Raw genomic sequence first — 20,900 nt, 5'->3', positions numbered from 1 at the left:
CTTAAAATGGCAACGCATAGACTTTGCCTATAATCTGATCGGGATGCACCACGCCCCAATAGCGGGAGTCGAAGCTATTCTCGGTTGTGCCTGTCACCCACAATTCGCCGTCTGTGACAATCTCGGTCCGAATAAACGCGGCGGCCGGTTGCTTTAATTTACCCGCCAACGCCAACCCTTCGGAGACCACGCTACCGTTCACTCGCGCGGTTTGAGTATCGACCGTTACGGTGTCGCCACCCACACCGGTCGCGATCTTGATCACAATGTGGGTAAACGAAAACCAGGGCGCCATGGCCATGCGTTGATCCGCGGCAAACGCCACCAGATCGTCTCGGCGAATGTCTTTGGCGTAGGTGTCGACCACGAACCAGCGGTGATTGCCGGGCAAACACCGATCTTTCTGATCGTCGATACCAATGCGAAACCGATTTTCTAGATAAGCACCGCAAATCACAATCGCGATCAGCGTCGGGAGGGCTTTTTTAAACCAAAATACCTTTTGATCGAGGGGGTTACTCACCGACATAGACATCCTCCGGCGCACCGACCACCATGTTCGCATCGACCACCACGAAACCGGAATCCACCAAATGCGAGATTTTGGCCTGCCATTCATTCATGGCGTGCGTGATGGTATCTTGACTGGCGTCTTTCGACAGATTTCGGGTCCACCCGGTCCGGTCTATCACGAACACCGGCGTCAATAAGTTCAGTTTTTCCAACTCGGTCGATAGCGAATGCCTTACCAGCCAATAGCTGGACGACACACTGACGGCAATGGTGGCCAAAACAACGGCAATCAATGATTTAAGCGACATGGCGTGTTTCCTGTTGTAGCAATAAATGGCGGATGGCGGCATCGGTCGAATAGCCTTGCCGTTTCAGATTTTTGATCGCGTTGACGTGTTCGGCCTTGGTCGAATACAGCAAGCGTTTGTAGGGATCGACCACCAGCCGGGCGATGCCTTGACCGTATTCGGTGATAAAGAAAATTTCCGAGTAGACGCCGGGGATAGTGTGAACCGATTTGAGCAATTGGATTCCGCCATCGGAGAGCGGCAGACGATTCTCGTTTTTAATGGTGTCGATCGCTTCCGGTTTTTGGCCTAACAGATACATATTGGCCGAGTTCTCGACGATGGCTCGGCCGGTCGGCGAGCGATACAAATCGTTGACCGACTGGGTAATCGTCACCGCGGCACCGCCGTATTTTCGGAACCGTCGATAACCATGTTCAATGAAGGTCGCTGCGTCCCCCATACTCAATAAATCCCAGGATTCGTCGATGATCACGATCTTGCGCCGATCGCGCTCTCCGAGATACATTTCCTGTTGGATCTGATAGATCAATTGCAGCAACACGACTTGTTGTAAGTGTTTGCGCCCCTTCAATTCCTCCAACTCCAACACGGTAAAACTATTCTGAAACCGAACATTGTTGACGCCGTTGAAGAACCGGCCATATTCGCCGGTCGACGTGAAGGGAAAAAGCTGTTCGCCGACATCCTTCAGTCTTTGGTCGGATTCAGCCCGCAACCGCTGAGCGATATCGTCGACGGTCATCTTTTGCGCCATTTCATCCCACAGTCCTTTTAAGATCCGCTTTAATCCGGCGGTCTGAAAGTCGCTGAGTTTTTCGGTGGGCGCCGCCATCGCGGTAACCAATCCGGCCACCACATCGGCTTCGTCTTCCCAGTTTTGCACCAACTCGAAGGGATTCAGGCAAATCTGTTTGTCAGCCGTAAATTCCATGAATTCGCCGTCCAGCGTATCGGCCAGATTCTGATAGGAACGGCCGACGTCAATTACCCAGATCTGCGCCCCTTCGGTGAGATAATTGACGATAATTTCATTGGTCAGAAAAGATTTACCGGACCCCGATTGCGCGGCGATGCAACAATTGAAATTCGATCCGGAATCAAATAACGAGACATTGACCAGTTGTCCTGAGCGCGAAATAAAGTTGAGTACCGGCGAGCCAGTCCCCGACCAATCGGCAAACATCGGCAACAGCGGAATCGCGTGACGGGTTGCCATCGTGATATAGCGGTTACTCACTTGCACTTGGCTGAGTTCCGCGCCCAATGGCAGGCAATTCAGAAAATATGGCAAACTAAAATACCGGTCTTCGAGCAGCTGAAAACCCAGCTCCCGGTAATAGGTGCGCGCATTGGACACGGCTTGGGATTCTTCATAAGGATCGCAGAACAACACCATGCCGAAATAAGTGCGGATGGGGCGATCACCATCGTTCAGCGCGTCGAAGAGTAAGTCGAAATTGTGTTTTCGGATCGCTAACTGCGGGACGATATTTAATAGCGGTCCCACCGCCTGATTGGCGGTGAATTGACGTTTGGTCTCCAATTTCATCCGTGTGGCTTCAGAATCCGGGTAATGCAGTGTGACGGAGATCAACACATTGTCGCGAATACCACGGGCTCCGCTCAGTAGATCCCCCAAATAGCTCAGGGCCGAGCCAAAATACACTTGATCCGGCAGCCGTTTGACCGATAAGGTTTTCACCCGTTTGCTGCCAAGAGTCACGCCGGTCTGATCGACCGCCAGTTCGTTATCGAAATCGAATAATTGTTCGCGGATCAATTTACGCGGATCGCACTCGGGCACCACTAGATCGTGCCAGCTGGCTTCGGGGTGCCAATTCAACATCGTGTTCAACAGACGCACATACACGTCGGCCGTCAATGTCTTTGGCCTTAATCCACTCGTCGCTAACGCTTGAAACGCGGCCAAGCGCAATTCCGACGCATGTCTCAATTCTTTCTGAGTGGGTTTTGCCCCCGACAACGGTATCTTCGCAGTCACCAGCACATGAAACCGCCTAACTCGTGTCGGCAAGGCTTTATCGATCGGATGCTGAGTGGCTCCACGCAGATAGTCCACATTGGACGCCACCAAGGCTTGATACAACGGATTTTGTTGCTCCATTCGGCGCGTCTTCAAAGTGGCCATCACTGTGTCGATATCGGGAGACGCCCATAGGCCAACCTGAAGCAAGGTGTCGATCGGCCATTCCTGGTTCAACAAAACGTTGATGCGATCGGCGATCGACGGATCGTTTCCGAAAAGCGGCTCGCACAAAAAACCGAATCCCAAGCTGGCGTCTTCTCCCAAGAACAGATTGTTATCGGGATCGAACGCCAACACGGAGAATAAATTGTCGATTCTGTGGTAACTCTGTTTAGGCATCGGGGTTTACGCTTCTGTTTAACTCTATCGAGTAAGGGTTAACGGTACGAACCTTCGCTTTCTTGTTTTTGACAAGCCTTCTGGCTCTTGCCGCATTACACGGCACCAGCTCGGTACCATCGCTGCTAAAAACCTGGACCTTTAACCGGCCATTCTGGTTATTCCGAGGACTCACTTTCATGACCCATCCTGAAAGTCAGATGGCGGTTTCCCGCCGGACCTCGTTATCCAAGGTGTGATCACAATCACTTAAAGGATTGCAATTCCAAACCCAGATCACGGTCTATCGATTACGGAATCGATAGGATTACCACGTCGCGGTAACGACGGCGTTGATGATGCCAGGGGCGGTAAACAAACCCAGACCGGCGGCGACACCGACCGCAAAACCCATCAGGGAATTGCGCAATACGCCGGCAATCAGCCCGACGACGATAAACGCCGCCGCAATCAATTTGCCCAACGATCCTTGCATCCAGTTGGTCAACAAGGTGTACACGGCGTTGAATTCGGTACTACCGGTACCGGCAAACGATTCGGAGGAAAACAGAAACATTCCCGCCACGGCGACAAGGGCGACCAACAATTTGATCTTTACCAGATTTTTCATTTGTTTCATGGTTATACCTTTCAGAAAAGTGAGTAAATAGGCGTTAAACCCAAATCTCGGGCGCGGCAACGCCCGGTTGGCGACCTAACGCCTAACTCACCGCCTGGTGGTTTATTCGATTGCTAAAACGGCGATTTTGCTTTTAACAGCGACTCGAATCCTTCCGGCATTTTGCCACCACCTCCCCCCATTTTTTTACCGTCCACCAGTCCATCGAGATCGAATTTATCCTTTTTGGGCGGTTCACGTTGTTCCACTTGCAGGGCGCGCAATTGCGGATTTTGCGTTACGGATTTCTTGCCGATCATCCAACGTCTCGGCTCTATCTCGGTAAACACATAACCGGATACGTTCAAGTCGCCGTCTTTGTCCTCCCAGGGCGCGATCCAGATTCTCATGACTTCGGATGGCGTGCGTATCGGGGTGGGATCCTCGATATGCGGCATTGGCGATTGTTCCCGGCCACTGCCGGTCAGGGTCACTGGTTGCGGCTTGGTCGCTTCGCTGGGTGCAGTTCCCTCACCGGCAGGCAACGCATTATCGGTCACTTGATAGGCGCGTTCGGCGGAAATACAAATCGGATCATCCGGCATCCCTTTACAACCATACGAATCCGGAATCAGCGTACAAGCACCGAGTAGCGGTACCAACACGATCAACAAAACTGATCTGAACATGCGTTTCACCTTATTGTTTTGCAGTTGAGACGCTTTGAGTGCTATTCAGCCAACCGGCTAAATCGTCCGGGGCGCCTTTGTGGGTACGGCCGTCCTGGGCAATTACAAACGGCACCGCGGTCAATCCCAAGATGGCGGAAGTAATCACCGCTTTCTGCATAGGCTCCTTGTCACAGCTGCCTGGAAGCTGTTCCGGCAACCCGGCGTAGTCCTGATTGAGTAGTGCGGTAGTCGCCTTTTCCTTGTCCTTGGTTTGGAGCAGACATTCGATTTTGTTGACCAGAATCGTCGACTCCGGTCCCAATACCGCGATCGGGATAATCTTGAAGGTGTAACGATCGGCGAGCGCCGGTAGCTGCTGCTGCAACTTTTTGCAGTAGCGGCATTGCGGATCGACGAATACCACAACCGGGGTTTTGCCCTTGCCCACCAGCACCGGGCCGAGTTCGTCGATGTTGAGTTTCATGTCGGCTAGCGGAATCCGATTCATCACGGAATCGACTTGTTCGATCCGGGTAATCGGTGTTTTCGACCAGGTATCCATTAATTGGCCCTTGAAGGCAAATCGGCCGTTGCGGGATATGAAGTAGGTCTCGCCGCCCGCTTCTACCATATTGAAGCCATCGATCGGCAAGGCCTTCATCGCGTTAATGGCCCCTTTCGCAAACAATGCGGCCTCGGTCGGTGTCGAGACTTCAGGACTTGCCACTGGTGGCTGACCGGCGACAGCCAGACTGGACACCACTAAGAGGAAAATTGCAGGGAGGAATTTCATGGGGTCTCCATTCATTGATTAACTTTTTTCGAGCAACCGCAACTTGGTGCCGCGTTGCACGACTAAATTGATCTTGCGGGTCACATCGATCTCGATCACCGGGAACAGGTTCTCCGCATAGTCGATGTAATAATTTGCCAAGCGCTCCATGGCGTACCCGGTTCCCCGTAAAGCCCCTCCCTCTATCGAATCCTGGCTAAAGGAGCGTTGAAACGGGGTTGTCGCCACGCCAGCGGGTCCAGCTAACGCCAGCACCTGGGTTTGCGTCCGACCAAACATATCCGAGAATCCGCGCAGAAAGCCGGCCAACAGCGCATTGCGCAGTAAAGCGCCTTGCTTGTTGACGAAGCGGCCGCGAATACCAACCTTGCCGTCTTCGCCCACCGCATACGCATCCAAGGGCACTTCGATAACACCGCCATCCTGGCGTACACAGGAAATGGATTCCGCCCGAATGTAGGCGCGTTCCGAACTCAAGTCGCCGAATCCTGAGCTGACCACGAAACACTCTTTGACGTCGGCCGTATACCGGTTCGGCAGGATGGCGTCGGCTTTTAAGCGCACTAACACCGGAAATGGGTTTTTCTGTGCGCTACTCCCGGTTGGGGCATCCATACCGTTCAACAGGTTGCCCGATAAAATACTGCCTGCCGGGATGAGGACGCTTTCTTGTTCGGCTTTTTTGGTCTCCGCGACTTCGACCTTTTTCTTGGTTTCAGGATCGGTGCTGGCAGCTTGCTTGATCACTCGGATTTGCAGAGCATTTCGCTCCGAGTCCCGCGCCGGGTTCGATGCAATCGGATCAACAGGCATCGCCGCCGGGTCTTGATAGGCCCGCGGATTAAACAAATTGTCGGCATTGGTGACGCGCTCCTTGGCTGAGTGGGACTTTGCGCCGGCATCGGGAGGCAACACTGTCTGAGCCCCCGAGGGTTCCGCTTTGTTTTCGGTTTTCAAGCGATCGATTTCCGCTTTCAGCGCTTCGATTTGCGTTTGAGCGGTTTGACCAGTTTGATCGGCCAATTGTTTGATCCGTTGCTGATCGGACGCTTGATATTGATTATTTTGGGCGACTACGCCGTCCAGCAGAGAGCGTATTGCATGTTGATCCTCCTGGAGTTTGCGAATTTGCGCCCCAAGACCGTCGATTCCTAAAGACCTGGGATCTGCATCGGTGAAGATATGCCGGGCAACGTCCTTTTTGGAGGCATTTTGTACCGGCGGCGGGGCGTCGCCCAACATCAAACTGATTGCCACCATCAGCGTCGCAACAATCGTAGTGACGACAATTACTCGTTGATACGTAGGATTGAGCGCGTCCCATTTTTCAAGTAGCGTGTTCTTCATAATCCGCCCTTATCGCAAGACCGACGGTCTGATCTGTTCTTCGGCGAGGCCTCGTTGCTTCACTACCACAAACAACTCGGTCGATTGTCCGGGTTCCAGCCACACATCTGGCCAGGCCGCCACCGCCACAATGTCGCTAAGCCCGGTTCCCTGACCAATACAAGAACGCTCGTCGAGTTCGATGCGCTGAGGGGTGGTATTGACCGTTTTTGCAATTAAGATCGTCGTATTGCGTCCATCAAAGGCTTGGCCGACGGTAGTCTGAATGCCCTGCTGGTCGCAATAAACGGTTTCGTTCGCCGATACCGGGCGGCCACTGAATCCATTGGGGCTTTGCATTAACGCCAGTTCTCTCAGGGTGGCTTTCAGTTGCGCGACATGCTCTTGTTGAACCGTATCGTCGACGTTACCGCTTTTTTTGGCTGCCGGTTGCGTCTGAGTCAGGCGAGAATATTCGACGCCGGCGAGTTCAAGCCGAATCTCACGGGGCGGAATCAGTTTCGGCGCCAGCGTCAGCGATATGGCAAGCGATTCGTTCTCGCCCGGCGTTATGTATAGAGTGACCGGATCTTCGCTATTGCTGGCGACATAGACCACATTGCCCTCCACTTGCGTTTCGGCGCGACTGACCGTTCTTACCCTAGGACTGGGAAACGGCGTCACAATTCGATTCAGGTGGTTTTGCGCCACCGTGATAATCTCATTGATCCCAGCCGATACTTTGATGGTTTGCGGGGCGATGCCGCCGGTACCGGTAGGCGCTGTTTCCTGGGATTGACCGGTTTTCAATACATCGGCTGGAACCGCTAACAAGTCTACCGACTGAGGTTCGGCGACGACACAACAAGCTGCCCCAAACAGGCCAATCATTAACGCGCATTTACGGATTTGCATGTGTGGAAGCCTCCATTTGCTTTTGCATTTCTAAAAACTCTTTGGTTTTCGGTTCCCCTTGATAGACGTCGAGGTCGTTCACCACCGGGTTGTAGTTAACAATCGCGATTTGAAACTCGTAAGTGCGAAAGGATGATTCGGGTTTATCGTTTGGACCTTTGGTTATGAGCTGGCCGGTCACGAACACTTTGTTGGTTTCCTTTTCGAAATAAACTTGATTCGGCGTAAAAGACGTCGATATTTTGTCAATCTTCAAAGCACTGATCTGATCGTTCATTGCATTGATTATTTCGCGATGGATCTCCGATGACAGTAATGGGGATATTGCGTTGCCTACGAAATCCAGTGTGTTGGGGGTTACGTTGCCAAGTAATTGCGCTAGAAATAGACCCCACGCTTCCTTGGTTTGGGCAGACGCCTCCTGCCGGGAAATCTCGACCTTCTCAGTAAGATTGGGTGGGATCATGATCACTGTCCGTTCCGTTCGTAACGCGGCGAACGCCGTGATGACGTTGGTTGCGAGCAAACCGATCAACAAAATCCTGTGTAGGCGGTTTTCCGCTTGGACAAAACCCCACGACTGTAAAAATACACTCAGCTTCATTGGTAGTACTTCCTGATATAGGGGTTAGGGACCGATATCGCGTTGGTTGGGAGTAAACCGACCCAATAAGCTGCGTGTACCAAAAAGCCGTTCGGCCGGTTATCGGTGAATCGGCGGATGAACTTGATCACGAAGTACGATGCGATCAAGCAATACAACAGATGATCGATGAAGATGCCAAGCAGCATCATGGCCACCACAATGACCAAGTCGTGGGCGGTCCAAATCAACAGAATAGGTGGATCATCGATAAAGCGGGGGATCTTGGTAGGTTCCATGCTAGCCTCCTGTGTTGGTGGCTATTGTGCACAAAACGCAAATTAAAACCCGCTGGCTAAATGCTTTTAAAATGCACTTTGCCAGCGGGTTTGGGGATCAGGCTTGTGATAAACAGGTTTTTTGTTTGAAGAGGTCGCCCATGATTTTAAGCACTCCCCCCACCTGGAAGGTCATACCATCTTTATTTTGCCAAAGTCAGCGGCACCAGAGACAATAATGCTAGAGTAGCGGAAATTTGGACGGGGAGAATTGGCAATGGCAGAATGGGGTCGAAAAGATGCCGAGATGGCAATTGCTTTGAAACGCGCCGAGTTAAATCGCGCGTTGAGCTATAAAGTCAATTATGACGCCGAGGGACATAACATCTGCCTAGCGCTAATACGTTTCAAAGACAACACCATAGATGTGCTTACAGCATATTCTAATGACAGCGCAATTCCAGAATCGATCAGGCTCGGATTGAACTTGATACCGAATTTGTATGCTTTCATGCCGAAAACAGAGTTTTTTGGCTGCGATGGAATGGCGCAGTTCCATACCGAACCGAAGCTGCTCAATTATCTCTTTGCAACTCCCGGCATCCGCCAGAATGCATTTAGCGGTAATCTCCCTATAAACACTTTCTATAAATCGGTTCTCGAAAGTCAGCGCGAACGAGCTATTTGGCATTCGCAACACCTAAAGCGCCCTGACGACCTCGCTTCTGTCACCTTAGTAACGGAGATCAATTGTTGTTCGACTTGCACGGAATACTCAATCAACCGATTTCGGAATCGATTTCCCAACATTCCACTTCTTGTTATTGAACTTGGTAAGGAAGTGGGTAAAAAGCTACCGGTCCAATTCGAGAAAATATCGATCTCAATCACGCCAAAATGATTCGGAGTGTTAATTCCGATATCTTTGGAAAAAATGGCTTTTTGCATTCTAGGCTAGGAATTTCGCTAAAGGGAACCTCCGGGTAATGGAATTCAATAACGGCTTTCGACCGATCAATCTCAATAGCTGGCAGTCACAAGGCGACCCTTTGCGGTCTGTCACCTAATGTGATTCTATGACAGAGATTGATTCGTTACCAGTCATATACCTTGGTCTTCGATAATATGGTGGATTGGGCGCAATGAAACGGTAAACCTAATTGCTATGTTGCTATGGATTGATAAGAGCTGATTTAGCTAGCACTTTGCAGAGGCAAGCTAGTGCTTAATTGCGTAAATCAACGATCACTATTTTTCGCTCGCCAGGCAGCAGGTGGAGTACCGATTTCCCGTTTGAAAGCCTTATTGAAAGCTACTTCGGATTCGTAGCCGACTTTGACGGCGATTTGAGCAATCCCCAAAGCAGACGATTGTTGCAGCAGCTCTTTTGCTAGATTCATCCGGATGAGTTTGAGATAAGCCATGGGGGCAATGCTCAGTTTTTGCTTAAACTGCTGAGTAAATACCGAGCGGGACATGCCGCTTTGTGCTGCCAACGCGGCTATCGTCCAGGGCTTGCCAATCTGCTGATGCATGCACCGCAACGCCTTGCCCAATCGCTCATCACTTAACAAACCTGCCCATCCGGTTTGACGGTCGCTAGACCCCGACAAATAGGCGCGCAATGTTTGCACGAAAAAAATGTCGGCCAGCGAATTCAGCATGGCCTGAGTGCCAAGAGTTTGCGAGCGGATTTCCTGTTCCATCAATGACAATGTGGCCTGTAGGGCAATCAACTCCGAGTCGGTGACCTGAAAACAAATCAACGGAGGCAGTAAATCGAGTGCTAAAGGATAACGCTCAAGCGCAAAAACGAATTGTCCACCCAGCACGATGGTTTGGTCGCCATCCTGACCACAGCGCAACACTCTACCTTGCAAATTCACCAGCAAATCCTCGAATTTGTCGGTCGTGCCGTCTGCCGATGAACGAACCCGGAACGCATTGCCACGCGGCAATAAATAACAGAACCCCCGTTCAAGTTTTACCGGCAAGGAACCATCCTTAAGGTCTATGTAGCAGCAACCCTGGATCACAATGCCAAACTTGGTATGCGGGTAGGCTTTTAAATCAATCCCCCAGGGCGAATGCCCCTCTACTCGGGTATAAACAGCTTTTTCTATCTGTAGCTTAGGCAGCAGGACTTCCAGCGCATCCATCAATACGGCCAATCGGACAAAACTTCAGGATTTTCAGGCATGGTTTGACAAACTCCCCCGTCTTAAACTTCGCACACCCTACAGCGAGGGGATTTAGTGAGGTTAGGAATTTAGCATGAAACTTGAATTGAAAAATAAAAGAGTACTGGTAACGGGGGGAACGCGTGGTATAGGACTGGCGATTGTGCAGGCAATGGTTGCCGAAGGGGCAACAGTTTGTCTCTGCGCCCGCAATCCGCAACGCCTTAAGCAGGTAGCTACGGATTTTCAGCAGCAAGGCTATCCGGTAGACGCAAGCTGCTTGGATGTATCGGATTCCAAAGCACTCAAACAATGGATCGCCGACTCAGCCGAAACCATGGGCGGCATTGATATCATCATTGCCAATCCCAGCGCGTTTGCCATCGGCTTCAGCGAACAGGACTGGCAAATGGGCTATTCAACAGATCTCATGAGCACAGTTCACTTAATACAGGAAGCTCAACCCTATTTACAGCAATCGGCACTCCAATCAGGCGATGCGGCAATAGTAATCCTTTCTTCCGTGGCAACCGTTGAAGCCGACCAAGAAAGCGCTTATGGCGCTTATAAAGCGGCTTTGATTCATGTAGCCAAAGGTGCGGCTCGAAGACTGGCCAATCAGAAAATTCGCGTCAATGTGATCTCCCCTGGAACGATTTACGTCGAAGACGGTTTTTGGGGCAATGCCAGACAGCAGATGCCGGAATTGTTCCAAAGCTATTTGAACAAGAATCCATTCGGAAGAATGGGAACACCTGGGGAAGTGGCCAATGTTGCCATTTTTCTGTGTTCTGCCGCTGCTTCCTTTGTAACCGGCGCCAATATTCATGTGGATGGCGCCTTGTCGAGCCGGGTTAACTATTGATTGTTCGTGTTTGACCGTTTCGCAACGCCGTCACACGGCGTTGCGTAAATCGAGCAATGCTACCCCATCAGTCAAGCTCGACTCGCTAAATCGCGCACATTATAAAAAACGTTAATCATCGGAAGTTTTATGCTGGGTCATTGCCTTTGCGGACAAGTCGAATTTGAAATTGTTGGCGAGAGTTTCAAGCTCTACCAATGCCACTGCTCTCTTTGCCGGAGGCAAGGCGGCTCGCTATCCAATGCTGCCACAATTGTTCCGAACGAAAAATTTCGGTGGTTGGCCGGTGCTGAGTTCATATCCTCGTGGATGAAAGAATCAGGGTTCCGCTCTGATTTTTGTTCCATCTGCGGCTCTCCCGTTCCGAATCCGCTAAGAAACCTACCTTACATCTGGGTGCCTACCGGTTTGCTTGAAGACAACGGCGACCTGCAAATCGTTGCCCAACTATGTGTTGCGTACAAAGCCTCATGGGATCCCACCATTCTTCAGGGAGTATGCTATGACGAGTTACCAAACCTCTCTGAGTTCATCTCACTTCTACAGGCAGCCAAGGCATAACCTTTGCGCGAAGCCCCACAACTCCATGTTAAATGAGCAATCTGTGACTTATACCGGACATTCAGAGATCAACCTCGAAGGACGGCAATTGGCCGGTTGGTTGAGGTCGCCAGCGGCTGCTTTGCAGTCCGCCAGATTTCCAAAATCTGGATTTCCCCGACTGGCCGCAATGTAGAAAAGCAACCGGTAAAATTGGGGTCGAAATGTCACCGTCAGCCAAACTAAATGGATGTCAGCTTTCGAATTAATCCACAATCAACCTAAGTCACCCAGGTAATCCTTCTTGCCGATTTCCAACCCGTTGTGCCGCAGAATGGCGTAAGTAGTGGTTACGTGAAAATAAACATTGGGTAGCACAAAGTCTGTTACGTAGGTTAAGCCGGTAAAGGTCAATGTGCGGTCATGCAAGGGCAGCAAAATCGTCTTGGCTTCCGATCCATCTATTTGCTCCGCGGGAAACGAGTTGATATGCGCCAATGTTTTATCAACTCGCTCGATCAACTCGGCAAACGAGTTTTCAACATCGTCGAACTTCGGAGGCTCCTGTCCGGCTAAACGGGAAACAGCACCCTTGGAAACGTCACTAGCAATTTGCACCTGACGCTTCAACGGGTACATGTCGGGATATAGGCGTGCGTTGACCAATACCGACGGATCAAACCTTTTGGTCTCTGCGAAATCAGTCGCTTTTTCCAGAATGGACCGTAATTGCGTCAGACTGCGGACGAGGGGCGGAACCGAAATGGCAAACATGGATAAAGACATCTGATAACTCCTGCACGGGTGAATCAGTCGAATGGGTAGTGTAAGCCGCTTTATCAAAACGCGCGATCAATATTGTCGATTCGAATTCGGTTGCCGTAGGGTTAAACTACAGCGCATTAATATATCGAGATTCGACATGGTCGAGCAAAAGCCCGTTCGTAAGAAACACACCAACAGTACCAGTCAACCATGCTTGTACACGCTGCATATCGAGCTTAGGCCTAATGAAATTCGCCCACCGATCTGGCGAAGGTTGGAAGTCGATGGCCGTATCAGTTTGGCGAAGTTACACCACTTTATTCAGGCCGCCTTTGGCTGGAGCGACTATCACCTGCATCAGTTTAAAATTCGAGACCAGATTTATGCCCTGCCGGACCCAGGCGATGAGCTCGATATGCTGGACGAGCGCAAAGCCTATTTGAATCGCTTGCTGGCTACCGGTGACACTATGCTCTATCGCTACGATTTGGGTGATAACTGGGAACACCTGGTGACCGTCGAGGAGATTCGCAACGACTTAGACAACGATCCCAAAGGCGGCGCCTGGGTATTGGATGGCGCACGCTCTGGTCCTCCGGAAGATGTCGGCGGCCCGGAGGGTTATGCCGATTTTCTGGAAGTCCTGCAGGAGGAACCGAATTCTGAAGAAGCCGCCCATTTGCTCGAATGGGCAGACGGCGATTTCGACCCTGAGAGATTTGACCGGCGATTGGCCAACGCAGCGATCATGCGTATCTTGTTTAACCGTTGGGGCGGCAAATAATGCTGGTTTTACGCTGTACCAAAAAGCTGCAAACTGCACTCAAGCTGAAAAAAACCGACCTGGTCGATGCGAGTGTCGAAACCTCTAATTTCTGCTCGTGGCACCTCAATCTAATCGAGATCGACGGTCGCCCCTGTCTGTTGGTAGCCAACGACCAAACGCTTTTCAATTTCTTGATTGCCGATGTACCCCAGCTTGACGCTACCCAACTGATCCAACTGTTTAAATCCTATCTGCATTGCGTATTGGCCGCGGAAGGTTTCGAGCAGACCTTTATTCAAAATCTGATGACCGACTTTGCCGAAGTCAGGTTTGCCAACACCAACAGCAGACGAGTGCTGGGCTCGTTAAACGAGCTGGCCTTTTTCTACCTGTGCCACCTGGAAGATGAAGGCATTCACAGCCCCCGTTTGCCGGAAATTATCAAAAAAATGAATCGCGTCGTTATGGGCATGATTTCCTCCAGCGCCATCAACGAAGTTCATGATTTGTCGGCCTAGAGCGTCCGCAACATCAGTGGTGAATCAGTCCGAGCCGCGACCTCTTAGCCGCTTTGAACGTCGCGCGGGTATACAGTTCGATCAAACACCTTATAGCGGGGAGTTGGCAATACAGTATCACCCATTCAGGTTAAATTGATTTGCTAGCGGCAATTCACCGTAGCTAAATCCCGCCAATTCGTCGTATAGCGCTGTGAAATCCTCTCCGCCTTGGGCTTCCAGGTTTGATCGATCCGCGTGCTGGCAATGGCAATGCCTTTAGGAAACCGGCGATTGATCTGATCCACGGCTTGCATCAGCTGAGGGCTTTCCTGGGTTTGGTTGTTGCCGAATAAATCAAATTGTTCCGGCGCGGTTTGCGGTTGAATCTGGCTGAGCTGTACCCCGCATTTTTGATAGCTATAGCCGGTGCGGTAAATCTCCTTGAGCAATTGTTGCACGATGCCGGTAATGATGCGGCTGTCCTGGCTGGGGAATTGGAGTTTTTGACTGGCGGCACGCTGGTATTGCGGTTCGTGTTCGGCGAAAGGATTGGTGCGAATAAAGGCAGTGACATAGCCGGTCACCGAGTGTTGCTGGCGGAGTTTTTCGGTGGCACGGCAAGCAAATTCGGCCATCGCCGGACTGAGTTCTTGCAGCGTGGTCAGTTTGCGGCTGAAGCTGCGCGAGCAGACGATTTGCTGTTTGTTGGGGGCGATTTCTTCCAAATCCAGACAGCTTATGCCGTTGAGTTCCATCATGGTTCGGGCCAGGACCACGCTGAATCGTTGTTGCATTTCCCGCGGTGATTGCCGGGCTAAATCCCAAACCGTGCTTATGCCCAGCTGATTGAGTTGTTTGGATAACTGGCGACCAATGCCCCAGACTTCATCGATCGGCACGATCTTCATCAGTTTTTCCCGTCTGAGCAGATCGGACAGATTCAGCACGCCGCCGGTTTGTGGCCATTTTTTGGCGGCAAAGTTGGCGAGTTTGGCCAAGGTCTTAGTCGGACCCAGGCCGACGCAGACCGGAATCCCGACCTGACGCTGGACGGTTTGTTTAATCTGTTTGGCGTAGGTAATGGGGTCTTGACGACAAGGGTACAACTCGGTGAAATCGAGAAAGGCTTCGTCGATGGAATAGACTTCCACTGTCGGCGCGAAGGTTTCCAGAATCGACATCACCCGTGCCGACATATCGGCATTTATGTGGAATTAAAAAGCAAGCTATTTTTGAAAACAAACAGTTATCATTTTGACGAACGGCAAAATTGGTTAAAATTTTAACAAAACCGACTTTTCAACAGAATCGGCCAAAACCCGTCGCTCGGAGTAGCTATCCCATTTTAATAATTAAGGCACCATGTAACCCAATCGGCTGTCCGGTATTCGGCTTCGTTTTGGGTCGTCGTTTGATGGCTCCTGGCTCAATACGTCCAGGTCGGTTGTCAACCAACTGTTCAGCCACTAAAAGGAGCAGGCAGACCCGAGAGGAATCCGGGTGACCGTTTGCTTTCGGGTTTACCTTTGCACCCATTACGATTCATATAGAGCCAATTTCACTTTGCCAGTGGGCTAACTTGAGTCGCTGACACAAAAAACTCGACAATATCCTGACTTCGCTCGGGCCAATGTGAATGGATTTGATCACCTTCACAGTACAACGTTTTTACGCCCCCGGCACACCCTGAATAAGAGGAGCAACCATTTGCGATTTTATCCGGAATAGGATCACATTTATTACAAGCTGCCCACCAACCCACCGCTTGCTGACCATAACCAGGAAACAGGCGATCCTTGCTGCTGTGCATGATCATAACCGGCAAGGGCTCGGGGCATTTGCGGTCGCGTAAATCATCATACGCAACCCCTGCTGCGCTCGGCGCAATTGCACGTGGGATGTGTCGTGTGCCAGTCATAAACGCTAATGCCATTGCCGAAGTCCCTCCATCGGAATGTCCCGTAACATAGACCTGTTTTTCATCAATACACCACTTTTTGGCCATTAAACTGGGAATGGTGCCTAATTCTACGGTAGTGCTGGGCGATAATTCCGGGTGATCCGCATAGGCTACGATGAAACCGGCTTGGGTAGCAGGAAAAGTGAACCCAGTTGTTTTTTCGGTTTTAGCCCGATTCGATCCGGCCGGAGAAAATACCAGTAATAGTGGGTGGGCAACGGATGCATCATAATTGGCTGGTGTGCGGACATTGTATTTGATGCCATTTTCGGTTTCTTCACCATAAGTCTCTCCAGCGGCTCCACTGAGTTGATCAGCTTTGCAATGACGTTGCAGCATCTCAGGTCGATACACGGCCTGCCCCAATTCTACCGAGTCGCCGCTATGATCCATCAAAAGCATGACAACCATTACTAATATCGGTAACCCGAATAGCACTTTCTGCCAAGAATTGGTTCTTAAAAGAAAAACCTTTAATTGAGCCATATTCATAGTCATATTCCCCCTAAGTACGTTTGACTCGCCTGTACCATTCGCTCATGCCCCAGGTGAGTGATTGGGCGCTTCCTTATTCGCCAACTTCATTACTATAAAAGCCAGCAACAACAAGCTTCCGATCATCACAATCTGCAGCATATAGCCTTTTCCCGGAACCGATTCCAGGCCAACAGAGAACGGAATATGAGTATCAAGACGCTTATCCTTGTCGACAATAGCGATGTGTGCCAAATAATTACCAGCACCATATTGACTAAAATCGACCGTACTATCGAAAGTACCGTTTTTAACTTTTTTCGGCTGCTGATAAAAAACCCTTTGCCCTTCAGGTTCTTTGGTGATTTCGAATTCCACGCTGACATTGCGCAGACTTTTACCTTCGTAGTCGAACACCAAATTAGTTGGGCCGATTTCGGGAATGATGCTGCAATATTCCCGATCCCCTGACAGAGTCGGGGTATAGGCCGTGAAATGGACTCGTTCAAAACCAACCCTCGTAACGCAAGCATCGGCCTCGTCAGGCGCACCTCGATGCGCTTGGGCAATAGTTGGCATTAATCCGACCCAAAAGACAACAGGCAGCAGACCCATCCACCTAATGCGCTTATAAGCCGCCGTTTTTAGTTTGTTGATAGAGTTAGGCATTGATTTGCCTCCACAGTGATTATGTTAAATCCGATGGTCGGATTAGAAATCAAAGGTTTCCACCTCGGAGATCAGAAACAACGGCTCACCACCGCTAGAAATCTCAACGGCATGCTGAGCTGTTTCTTGGCCGCCTGGTGAATTCAGACAAGCCTCTAATTCGGCGAGGGATGGAAAATAAACCTCGGCAATCCGATGAAACTGCGCTGCAGATTTGTCTGCATTGGAAAGAATCAATGAGGCGACAAATCGTGTTTTGCCGGCCAGCTTTTCGACAGCCATCGGCACATGCTCATCAGCATAACGACGTTCAAAAGTTTTTAAATCTGTTGGTGTAGGGTACATTACGATTAATTTTGCTGTTTTCATAGGAATATTGAATATTTAGGTGACTTGGTGTTTATATTAAATAATGAGTTATGTTAATTGTAAAATACCAATTTTCTATGAAATAATAGGTTTTTCCTATTCAAGAAAGGAGACAAGCTGTGGAAATGCAACAAATTCGCTATTTTCTGGCCGTCTGCGATAAAGGCTCATTCACTCGCGCTGCACAAGCAACCTATGTGGCCCAACCCTCCCTGACGCAAGCAATTAAGAAATTGGAAGATGAACTTGGCGGTGAGCTATTTAGCCGAGACCGCAGCGGATGTCGGTTGACGGCCTTAGGACGTTTGGTCGAACCTTCTATACGTGAAATAGTGCGCAAGACGCAAGCTGTCAAAGCTGAGGCTGTGCGTTTCAGCCGCTTAAATACTGTGCCACTTCGCATCGGCGTGATGACGACAATTGCCGCACACCATTTAAGTCCATTCTTCACTGACTTTCAGCAAGAACGACCCCATGTAGAACTGGAATTAGTCGTCGACAGTGAATGCAATCTATTGAATCAACTTGATGAAGAGGGCCTGGATTTAGTTATCAGTGCACCAACATCCTTACTGGCAGAGCATTACCAGTCTTTAGAGCTTTACGAAGAACGCTATGTCGTTGTCTTCAACGACAAACACCGTTTCAATCAAATGCAACAAATTGATTTAGCGACCATACAAGCTGAACCTTACTTGGATCGCCTGAACTGTGAATTGCGTGAAACACTGAGGAGTGTGTGCCAGGGGCGGCAGGTCAATCTTTATGCTGCCTATAGAAGTAATAGCGAAGAGTGGATACTGAGTATGGTACGCGCCGGAATCGGTGTTGCGCTAATGCCGGAATTCACCATCACCAAAAATGCAGATCAGATTCGAGTTCGTTATCTGTCAGATCCGGAAATTCGTCGCACCATCTGCGCTATATTCCCGCCCACATCGGCCGCAAAACCCGAAGTGGCAGAAGTATTGAAAAGTCTGCGGATAGGTTTTTAAAAAATCACAGGTTAGGCAAAACTAAATCAAAAGTCCGATTATGGCGTTTAAAGGGGTTAGGAAACCTCTGATTATTGCAGATTTTCAAGAAAAATTGACGCGCAAGCCATTGCTTTAATTGGTGCTGAACCAATCGGCCAGAAAGCCGCCATACATGTTTCTCAATAGCTGACCTTCAAATAGGCTTGAGCAGACCTTCACCAACTCAATTTATTGTTAAGGTTACAACGAAAAGCCCAGTTTTATTTGGTCATTTGCTTGGCAAATCAAAAATCCTTTTAATATTCAGACATCACGTTCTCAATACGTCGATCTGGCACTAACCATAGCAATGCGACCAGCACATAAAGCCCTTGAGCTAACCATGGCGACCAAAACGTGCTTAGTGTCGCTATTAAGTAAATCAATGGTGAGGATTTACCCTTCCAGTCGCTACCGACAGCTCTTTTTAATAGCGAATTTGCCCCTTGTGAAACGATGATGAGGTATTGTATTAATATGTAAGCGATTGCTGCCATCAATAGAACCACTCCGTAAGCCATCGTTGGTATAGCCGCAAAGTGATTTTCCCCCATCCAGGCAGTTGTGAAAGGAAATAACGATAACCAGAACAATAAATGCAGGTTTGCCCACAGTATCGAACCAGTGACTTTTTGGCATGTTTGCAGTAAATGGTGATGGTTATTCCAGTAAATGCCTACATAGACGAAGCTCAACACATAGCTTAAAGAGGGTGTAAGAATTTTTGTGTAAACGGTCATTTAGGCAGGACACTGCCCTTACTTTGAGGAGTAACCATGACCGAAACTAAATCTATCCCAACTGACTTGATCGATGCCTTGCTTTCAGGCTATCAAAAACCCGAAGACCTGCTAGGCGCAAACGGCTTGTTGAAACAACTGACCAAGGCCTTGGTCGAGCGGGCCTTAGAGGCCGAAATGACTGAACATTTAGGCCATGCCAAACATGGGTCAGTCTGCAACGCCACCGGTAATACCCGCAATGGCAAGAGCCGAAAAACCCTGAAAGGTGACTTTGGCGAGTTGCCGATCGAGATTCCCCGTGATCGCCATGGGCAGTTCGAGCCGCAAATCATTGGCAAACACCAATCCCGCTGGACGGGCTTTGATGACAAGATCATTTCACTCTATGCCCGAGGTCTGACCGTCAGGGAAATCCAGAGCCATCTGGAAGAGCTGTATGGCACTGAAGTGTCGTCGAGCTTGATTTCCTCAGTGACGGACGCCGTGATGGAGGAAGTGAAAGCCTGGCAATTGCGGCCGCTTGATCCGGTTTACCCCATCGTTTATCTCGATTGTATCCACGTCAAAGTCCGCGATACCGGCGCGGTGCGAGTCAAGGCCGTTTATCTGGCGATTGGCATCAACATGAGCGGCGAAAAGGAAGTGCTGGGCTTGTGGATCGCCCAAACCGAAGGCGCCAAGTTCTGGTTACAGGTCGTCACCGACCTCAAGAATCGCGGCGTGCAAGACATCTTCATCGCCTGTGTCGACGGATTGAAAGGCTTTCCTGAAGCGATTGAAGCCGTCTATCCACAGGCTGCCGTCCAACTGTGTATCGTCCACTTGGTCCGCAACAGCCTGAACTATGTCAGTTGGAAGATGCGTAAACAGATCGCCGACGATCTCAAGCGAATATACCAATCAGCTACCGTCGTTGAAGCTGAGCAAAGGCTGGCTGAGTTCGAGGCGCAGTGGAACGAGGCCTACCCGCCAATTGCTCAAATTTGGCGACGTAATTGGGATAGGATCATTCCCTTCTTCGACTATCCGCCCGAGATACGCCGCATCATTTACACGACGAATGCGATCGAGTCGGTGAACATGAGTTTGCGGAAAATCACCAAGAATCGCGGCTCATTTCCCAGTGATGAAGCCTTGTCGAAATTGTTCTACTTGGCCCTGATGAATATCAGTCAAAAATGGACCATGCCGTTGCATGACTGGAAAGCGGCTTTGAATCGGTTTAGCATTCAGTTTGAAGACAGGATGCCCAATCGTTAATTAAATCCCGTTTACACAAAATTCAGGACACCCTCAGCTTAAAAGCACAGGAATCAAAGGAATCAGCGAATTGATGTCCGCAGAATGGGGTACTTTCAATTCCAATACCATGATGGTGATAATGATGGCCAGTACCCCATCACTGAATGCCTCCAGCCGACCTTTACCCATGTCTTACCTCGTTAACGTTTTAGTGATGGGTAGCTATTATTACAGCCTATGGTTACGCACAGTTTTTTAAAATACAAAATTCAATTGGGTTCTTACATAATCGCTATCATGTTCACCTTCAGTAATCACTTGTCCCGCAAAAAATGGCTGTAAGTAAAACCGAGTGAAAGGTGTTTATTGATTTCTCACTCTGTGTTTGCCGAAATGGCGAGGGCTCGATATTGGCAGGCACCCTCTATATGTGGATG

General features: G+C 49.9%; 24 protein-coding genes and 2 pseudogenes. 7 read left to right on the top strand and 19 right to left on the bottom strand.

Annotated features, from left to right (window positions below):
* Position 1: 1 nt before the first annotated feature.
* From ACH518_RS00680 to traL, 11 genes are all read right to left on the bottom strand, one after another.
* Entirely contained in the window at positions 2-523 is a 522-nt protein-coding gene (locus ACH518_RS00680) for a S26 family signal peptidase (protein WP_445369990.1), read from the bottom strand.
* The gene (locus ACH518_RS00675) at positions 516-821 is read right to left on the bottom strand and encodes a hypothetical protein (protein ID WP_096876892.1); all 306 of its coding nucleotides are present in this window, start codon (positions 819-821) and stop codon (positions 516-518) included. Before ACH518_RS00675 ends, ACH518_RS00680 begins: the two co-directional genes overlap by 8 nt.
* The gene (gene traC, locus ACH518_RS00670) at positions 811-3,210 is read right to left on the bottom strand and encodes a type IV secretion system protein TraC (protein WP_445369989.1); all 2,400 of its coding nucleotides are present in this window, start codon (positions 3,208-3,210) and stop codon (positions 811-813) included. The genes ACH518_RS00675 and traC overlap by 11 nt, the downstream gene beginning before the upstream one ends.
* Positions 3,203-3,391 carry an RRXRR domain-containing protein gene (locus ACH518_RS00665; protein WP_064023754.1) on the bottom strand — a complete coding sequence of 63 codons (189 nt, stop codon included), beginning with the start codon at positions 3,389-3,391 and terminating at the stop codon, positions 3,203-3,205. Before ACH518_RS00665 ends, traC begins: the two co-directional genes overlap by 8 nt.
* A gap of 126 nt (positions 3,392-3,517) precedes the next feature.
* Positions 3,518-3,829, bottom strand: coding sequence for a TraA family conjugative transfer protein (gene traA / locus ACH518_RS00660; RefSeq protein ID WP_231879341.1), 312 nt, complete (start codon positions 3,827-3,829; stop codon positions 3,518-3,520).
* A 113-nt stretch (positions 3,830-3,942) separates the two neighbouring features.
* Positions 3,943-4,497: a TraV family lipoprotein gene (locus tag ACH518_RS00655; protein WP_082881147.1), complete on the bottom strand. Its 555-nt coding sequence runs from the start codon at positions 4,495-4,497 to the stop codon at positions 3,943-3,945.
* 10 nt (positions 4,498-4,507) lie between these two features.
* Positions 4,508-5,272, bottom strand: coding sequence for a DsbC family protein (locus tag ACH518_RS00650; protein ID WP_445369988.1), 765 nt, complete (start codon positions 5,270-5,272; stop codon positions 4,508-4,510).
* Positions 5,273-5,290: 18 nt separating this feature from the next.
* Entirely contained in the window at positions 5,291-6,619 is a 1,329-nt protein-coding gene (locus ACH518_RS00645) for a TraB/VirB10 family protein (RefSeq protein ID WP_445369987.1), read from the bottom strand.
* A 9-nt stretch (positions 6,620-6,628) separates the two neighbouring features.
* Positions 6,629-7,513 carry a TraK domain-containing protein gene (locus tag ACH518_RS00640; RefSeq protein WP_319960994.1) on the bottom strand — a complete coding sequence of 295 codons (885 nt, stop codon included), beginning with the start codon at positions 7,511-7,513 and terminating at the stop codon, positions 6,629-6,631.
* Positions 7,500-8,117, bottom strand: coding sequence for a TraE/TraK family type IV conjugative transfer system protein (locus ACH518_RS00635; protein ID WP_445369986.1), 618 nt, complete (start codon positions 8,115-8,117; stop codon positions 7,500-7,502). Before ACH518_RS00635 ends, ACH518_RS00640 begins: the two co-directional genes overlap by 14 nt.
* A complete protein-coding gene (gene traL, locus ACH518_RS00630) occupies positions 8,114-8,395 on the bottom strand; it encodes a type IV conjugative transfer system protein TraL (RefSeq protein ID WP_054759564.1) in 282 nt (93 codons plus the stop codon). Before traL ends, ACH518_RS00635 begins: the two co-directional genes overlap by 4 nt.
* A 256-nt stretch (positions 8,396-8,651) precedes the next feature.
* Between traL and ACH518_RS00625 the strand changes: the two genes are divergently transcribed.
* Entirely contained in the window at positions 8,652-9,275 is a 624-nt protein-coding gene (locus ACH518_RS00625; RefSeq protein ID WP_445369985.1) for a hypothetical protein, read from the top strand.
* Positions 9,276-9,612: 337 nt separating this feature from the next.
* On the opposite strand, the gene ACH518_RS00620 is transcribed toward ACH518_RS00625, so the two are convergent.
* A complete protein-coding gene (locus ACH518_RS00620; protein ID WP_445369984.1) occupies positions 9,613-10,533 on the bottom strand; it encodes a cupin domain-containing protein in 921 nt (306 codons plus the stop codon).
* 115 nt (positions 10,534-10,648) lie between these two features.
* Here ACH518_RS00620 and ACH518_RS00615 point away from each other — a divergent pair, with 115 nt between their 5' ends.
* Together ACH518_RS00615 and ACH518_RS00610 are read left to right on the top strand one after the other, a co-directional pair.
* Positions 10,649-11,419 (top strand): SDR family NAD(P)-dependent oxidoreductase, encoded by a 771-nt coding sequence (locus ACH518_RS00615; protein ID WP_140912934.1) that lies wholly within the window; start codon positions 10,649-10,651, stop codon positions 11,417-11,419.
* Between the two features lie 129 nt (positions 11,420-11,548).
* The gene (locus ACH518_RS00610) at positions 11,549-11,980 is read left to right on the top strand and encodes a GFA family protein (protein ID WP_445369983.1); all 432 of its coding nucleotides are present in this window, start codon (positions 11,549-11,551) and stop codon (positions 11,978-11,980) included.
* Positions 11,981-12,235: 255 nt separating this feature from the next.
* On the opposite strand, the gene ACH518_RS00605 is transcribed toward ACH518_RS00610, so the two are convergent.
* Positions 12,236-12,745 (bottom strand): DUF1993 domain-containing protein, encoded by a 510-nt coding sequence (locus ACH518_RS00605; RefSeq protein ID WP_256612431.1) that lies wholly within the window; start codon positions 12,743-12,745, stop codon positions 12,236-12,238.
* Positions 12,746-12,881: 136 nt separating this feature from the next.
* Between ACH518_RS00605 and ACH518_RS00600 the strand changes: the two genes are divergently transcribed.
* Positions 12,882-13,508, top strand: a complete 627-nt coding sequence (locus tag ACH518_RS00600; protein WP_445369982.1) for a plasmid pRiA4b ORF-3 family protein — start codon at positions 12,882-12,884, stop codon at positions 13,506-13,508.
* Positions 13,508-14,008 carry a DUF6933 domain-containing protein gene (locus ACH518_RS00595; protein WP_445369981.1) on the top strand — a complete coding sequence of 167 codons (501 nt, stop codon included), beginning with the start codon at positions 13,508-13,510 and terminating at the stop codon, positions 14,006-14,008. Before ACH518_RS00600 ends, ACH518_RS00595 begins: the two co-directional genes overlap by 1 nt.
* A gap of 143 nt (positions 14,009-14,151) precedes the next feature.
* Here the strand turns inward: ACH518_RS00595 and ACH518_RS00590 are convergent.
* The 4 genes and pseudogenes from ACH518_RS00590 to ACH518_RS00575 all read right to left on the bottom strand — a co-directional run.
* A pseudogene (locus ACH518_RS00590) lies at positions 14,152-15,192 on the bottom strand (Y-family DNA polymerase); the annotation flags it as partial.
* 356 nt (positions 15,193-15,548) lie between these two features.
* Positions 15,549-16,442 (bottom strand): alpha/beta hydrolase family esterase, encoded by an 894-nt coding sequence (locus ACH518_RS00585; RefSeq protein ID WP_445369980.1) that lies wholly within the window; start codon positions 16,440-16,442, stop codon positions 15,549-15,551.
* 45 nt (positions 16,443-16,487) lie between these two features.
* Complete coding sequence (locus tag ACH518_RS00580) at positions 16,488-17,093, bottom strand: hypothetical protein (protein WP_445369979.1); 606 nt, start codon at positions 17,091-17,093, stop codon at positions 16,488-16,490.
* A 42-nt stretch (positions 17,094-17,135) separates the two neighbouring features.
* Positions 17,136-17,462, bottom strand: coding sequence for an EthD family reductase (locus tag ACH518_RS00575; RefSeq protein WP_205453080.1), 327 nt, complete (start codon positions 17,460-17,462; stop codon positions 17,136-17,138).
* 119 nt (positions 17,463-17,581) lie between these two features.
* On the opposite strand from ACH518_RS00575, the gene ACH518_RS00570 reads away from it, so the two are divergent.
* On the top strand, positions 17,582-18,457 hold the full coding sequence (locus ACH518_RS00570) for a LysR family transcriptional regulator (RefSeq protein WP_445369978.1): 876 nt from the start codon (positions 17,582-17,584) through the stop codon (positions 18,455-18,457).
* A gap of 278 nt (positions 18,458-18,735) precedes the next feature.
* On the opposite strand, the gene ACH518_RS00565 is transcribed toward ACH518_RS00570, so the two are convergent.
* A complete protein-coding gene (locus ACH518_RS00565; protein WP_445369977.1) occupies positions 18,736-19,218 on the bottom strand; it encodes a TMEM175 family protein in 483 nt (160 codons plus the stop codon).
* Positions 19,219-19,254: 36 nt separating this feature from the next.
* Here ACH518_RS00565 and ACH518_RS00560 point away from each other — a divergent pair, with 36 nt between their 5' ends.
* On the top strand, positions 19,255-20,481 hold the full coding sequence (locus ACH518_RS00560) for an IS256 family transposase (RefSeq protein WP_445369976.1): 1,227 nt from the start codon (positions 19,255-19,257) through the stop codon (positions 20,479-20,481).
* Positions 20,482-20,517: 36 nt separating this feature from the next.
* On the opposite strand, the pseudogene ACH518_RS00555 reads toward ACH518_RS00560, so the two are convergent.
* Positions 20,518-20,652 (bottom strand): annotated as a pseudogene (locus tag ACH518_RS00555) (TMEM175 family protein); the annotation flags it as partial.
* Positions 20,653-20,900: the final 248 nt, after the last annotated feature.

Source organism: Methylomonas sp. HW2-6, assembly GCF_052474525.1.
This window is presented reverse-complemented; position numbering and strand designations above follow the sequence as displayed.

Bases quoted from the DNA above. Each gene is read 5' to 3' on its own strand.
- ACH518_RS00675 (WP_096876892.1), bottom strand. From the start codon at position 821: ATGTCGCTTAAATCATTGATTGCCGTTGTTTTGGCCACCATTGCCGTC.
- traC (WP_445369989.1), bottom strand. From the start codon at position 3,210: ATGCCTAAACAGAGTTACCACAGAATCGACAATTTATTCTCCGTGTTG.
- ACH518_RS00665 (WP_064023754.1), bottom strand. From the start codon at position 3,391: ATGAAAGTGAGTCCTCGGAATAACCAGAATGGCCGGTTAAAGGTCCAG.
- traA (WP_231879341.1), bottom strand. From the start codon at position 3,829: ATGAAACAAATGAAAAATCTGGTAAAGATCAAATTGTTGGTCGCCCTT.
- ACH518_RS00655 (WP_082881147.1), bottom strand. From the start codon at position 4,497: ATGTTCAGATCAGTTTTGTTGATCGTGTTGGTACCGCTACTCGGTGCT.
- ACH518_RS00650 (WP_445369988.1), bottom strand. From the start codon at position 5,272: ATGAAATTCCTCCCTGCAATTTTCCTCTTAGTGGTGTCCAGTCTGGCT.
- ACH518_RS00645 (WP_445369987.1), bottom strand. From the start codon at position 6,619: ATGAAGAACACGCTACTTGAAAAATGGGACGCGCTCAATCCTACGTAT.
- ACH518_RS00640 (WP_319960994.1), bottom strand. From the start codon at position 7,513: ATGCAAATCCGTAAATGCGCGTTAATGATTGGCCTGTTTGGGGCAGCT.
- ACH518_RS00635 (WP_445369986.1), bottom strand. From the start codon at position 8,117: ATGAAGCTGAGTGTATTTTTACAGTCGTGGGGTTTTGTCCAAGCGGAA.
- traL (WP_054759564.1), bottom strand. From the start codon at position 8,395: ATGGAACCTACCAAGATCCCCCGCTTTATCGATGATCCACCTATTCTG.
- ACH518_RS00625 (WP_445369985.1), top strand. From the start codon at position 8,652: ATGGCAGAATGGGGTCGAAAAGATGCCGAGATGGCAATTGCTTTGAAA.
- ACH518_RS00620 (WP_445369984.1), bottom strand. From the start codon at position 10,533: ATGGATGCGCTGGAAGTCCTGCTGCCTAAGCTACAGATAGAAAAAGCT.
- ACH518_RS00615 (WP_140912934.1), top strand. From the start codon at position 10,649: ATGAAACTTGAATTGAAAAATAAAAGAGTACTGGTAACGGGGGGAACG.
- ACH518_RS00610 (WP_445369983.1), top strand. From the start codon at position 11,549: ATGCTGGGTCATTGCCTTTGCGGACAAGTCGAATTTGAAATTGTTGGC.
- ACH518_RS00605 (WP_256612431.1), bottom strand. From the start codon at position 12,745: ATGTCTTTATCCATGTTTGCCATTTCGGTTCCGCCCCTCGTCCGCAGT.
- ACH518_RS00600 (WP_445369982.1), top strand. From the start codon at position 12,882: ATGGTCGAGCAAAAGCCCGTTCGTAAGAAACACACCAACAGTACCAGT.
- ACH518_RS00595 (WP_445369981.1), top strand. From the start codon at position 13,508: ATGCTGGTTTTACGCTGTACCAAAAAGCTGCAAACTGCACTCAAGCTG.
- ACH518_RS00585 (WP_445369980.1), bottom strand. From the start codon at position 16,442: ATGAATATGGCTCAATTAAAGGTTTTTCTTTTAAGAACCAATTCTTGG.
- ACH518_RS00580 (WP_445369979.1), bottom strand. From the start codon at position 17,093: ATGCCTAACTCTATCAACAAACTAAAAACGGCGGCTTATAAGCGCATT.
- ACH518_RS00575 (WP_205453080.1), bottom strand. From the start codon at position 17,462: ATGAAAACAGCAAAATTAATCGTAATGTACCCTACACCAACAGATTTA.
- ACH518_RS00565 (WP_445369977.1), bottom strand. From the start codon at position 19,218: ATGACCGTTTACACAAAAATTCTTACACCCTCTTTAAGCTATGTGTTG.
- ACH518_RS00560 (WP_445369976.1), top strand. From the start codon at position 19,255: ATGACCGAAACTAAATCTATCCCAACTGACTTGATCGATGCCTTGCTT.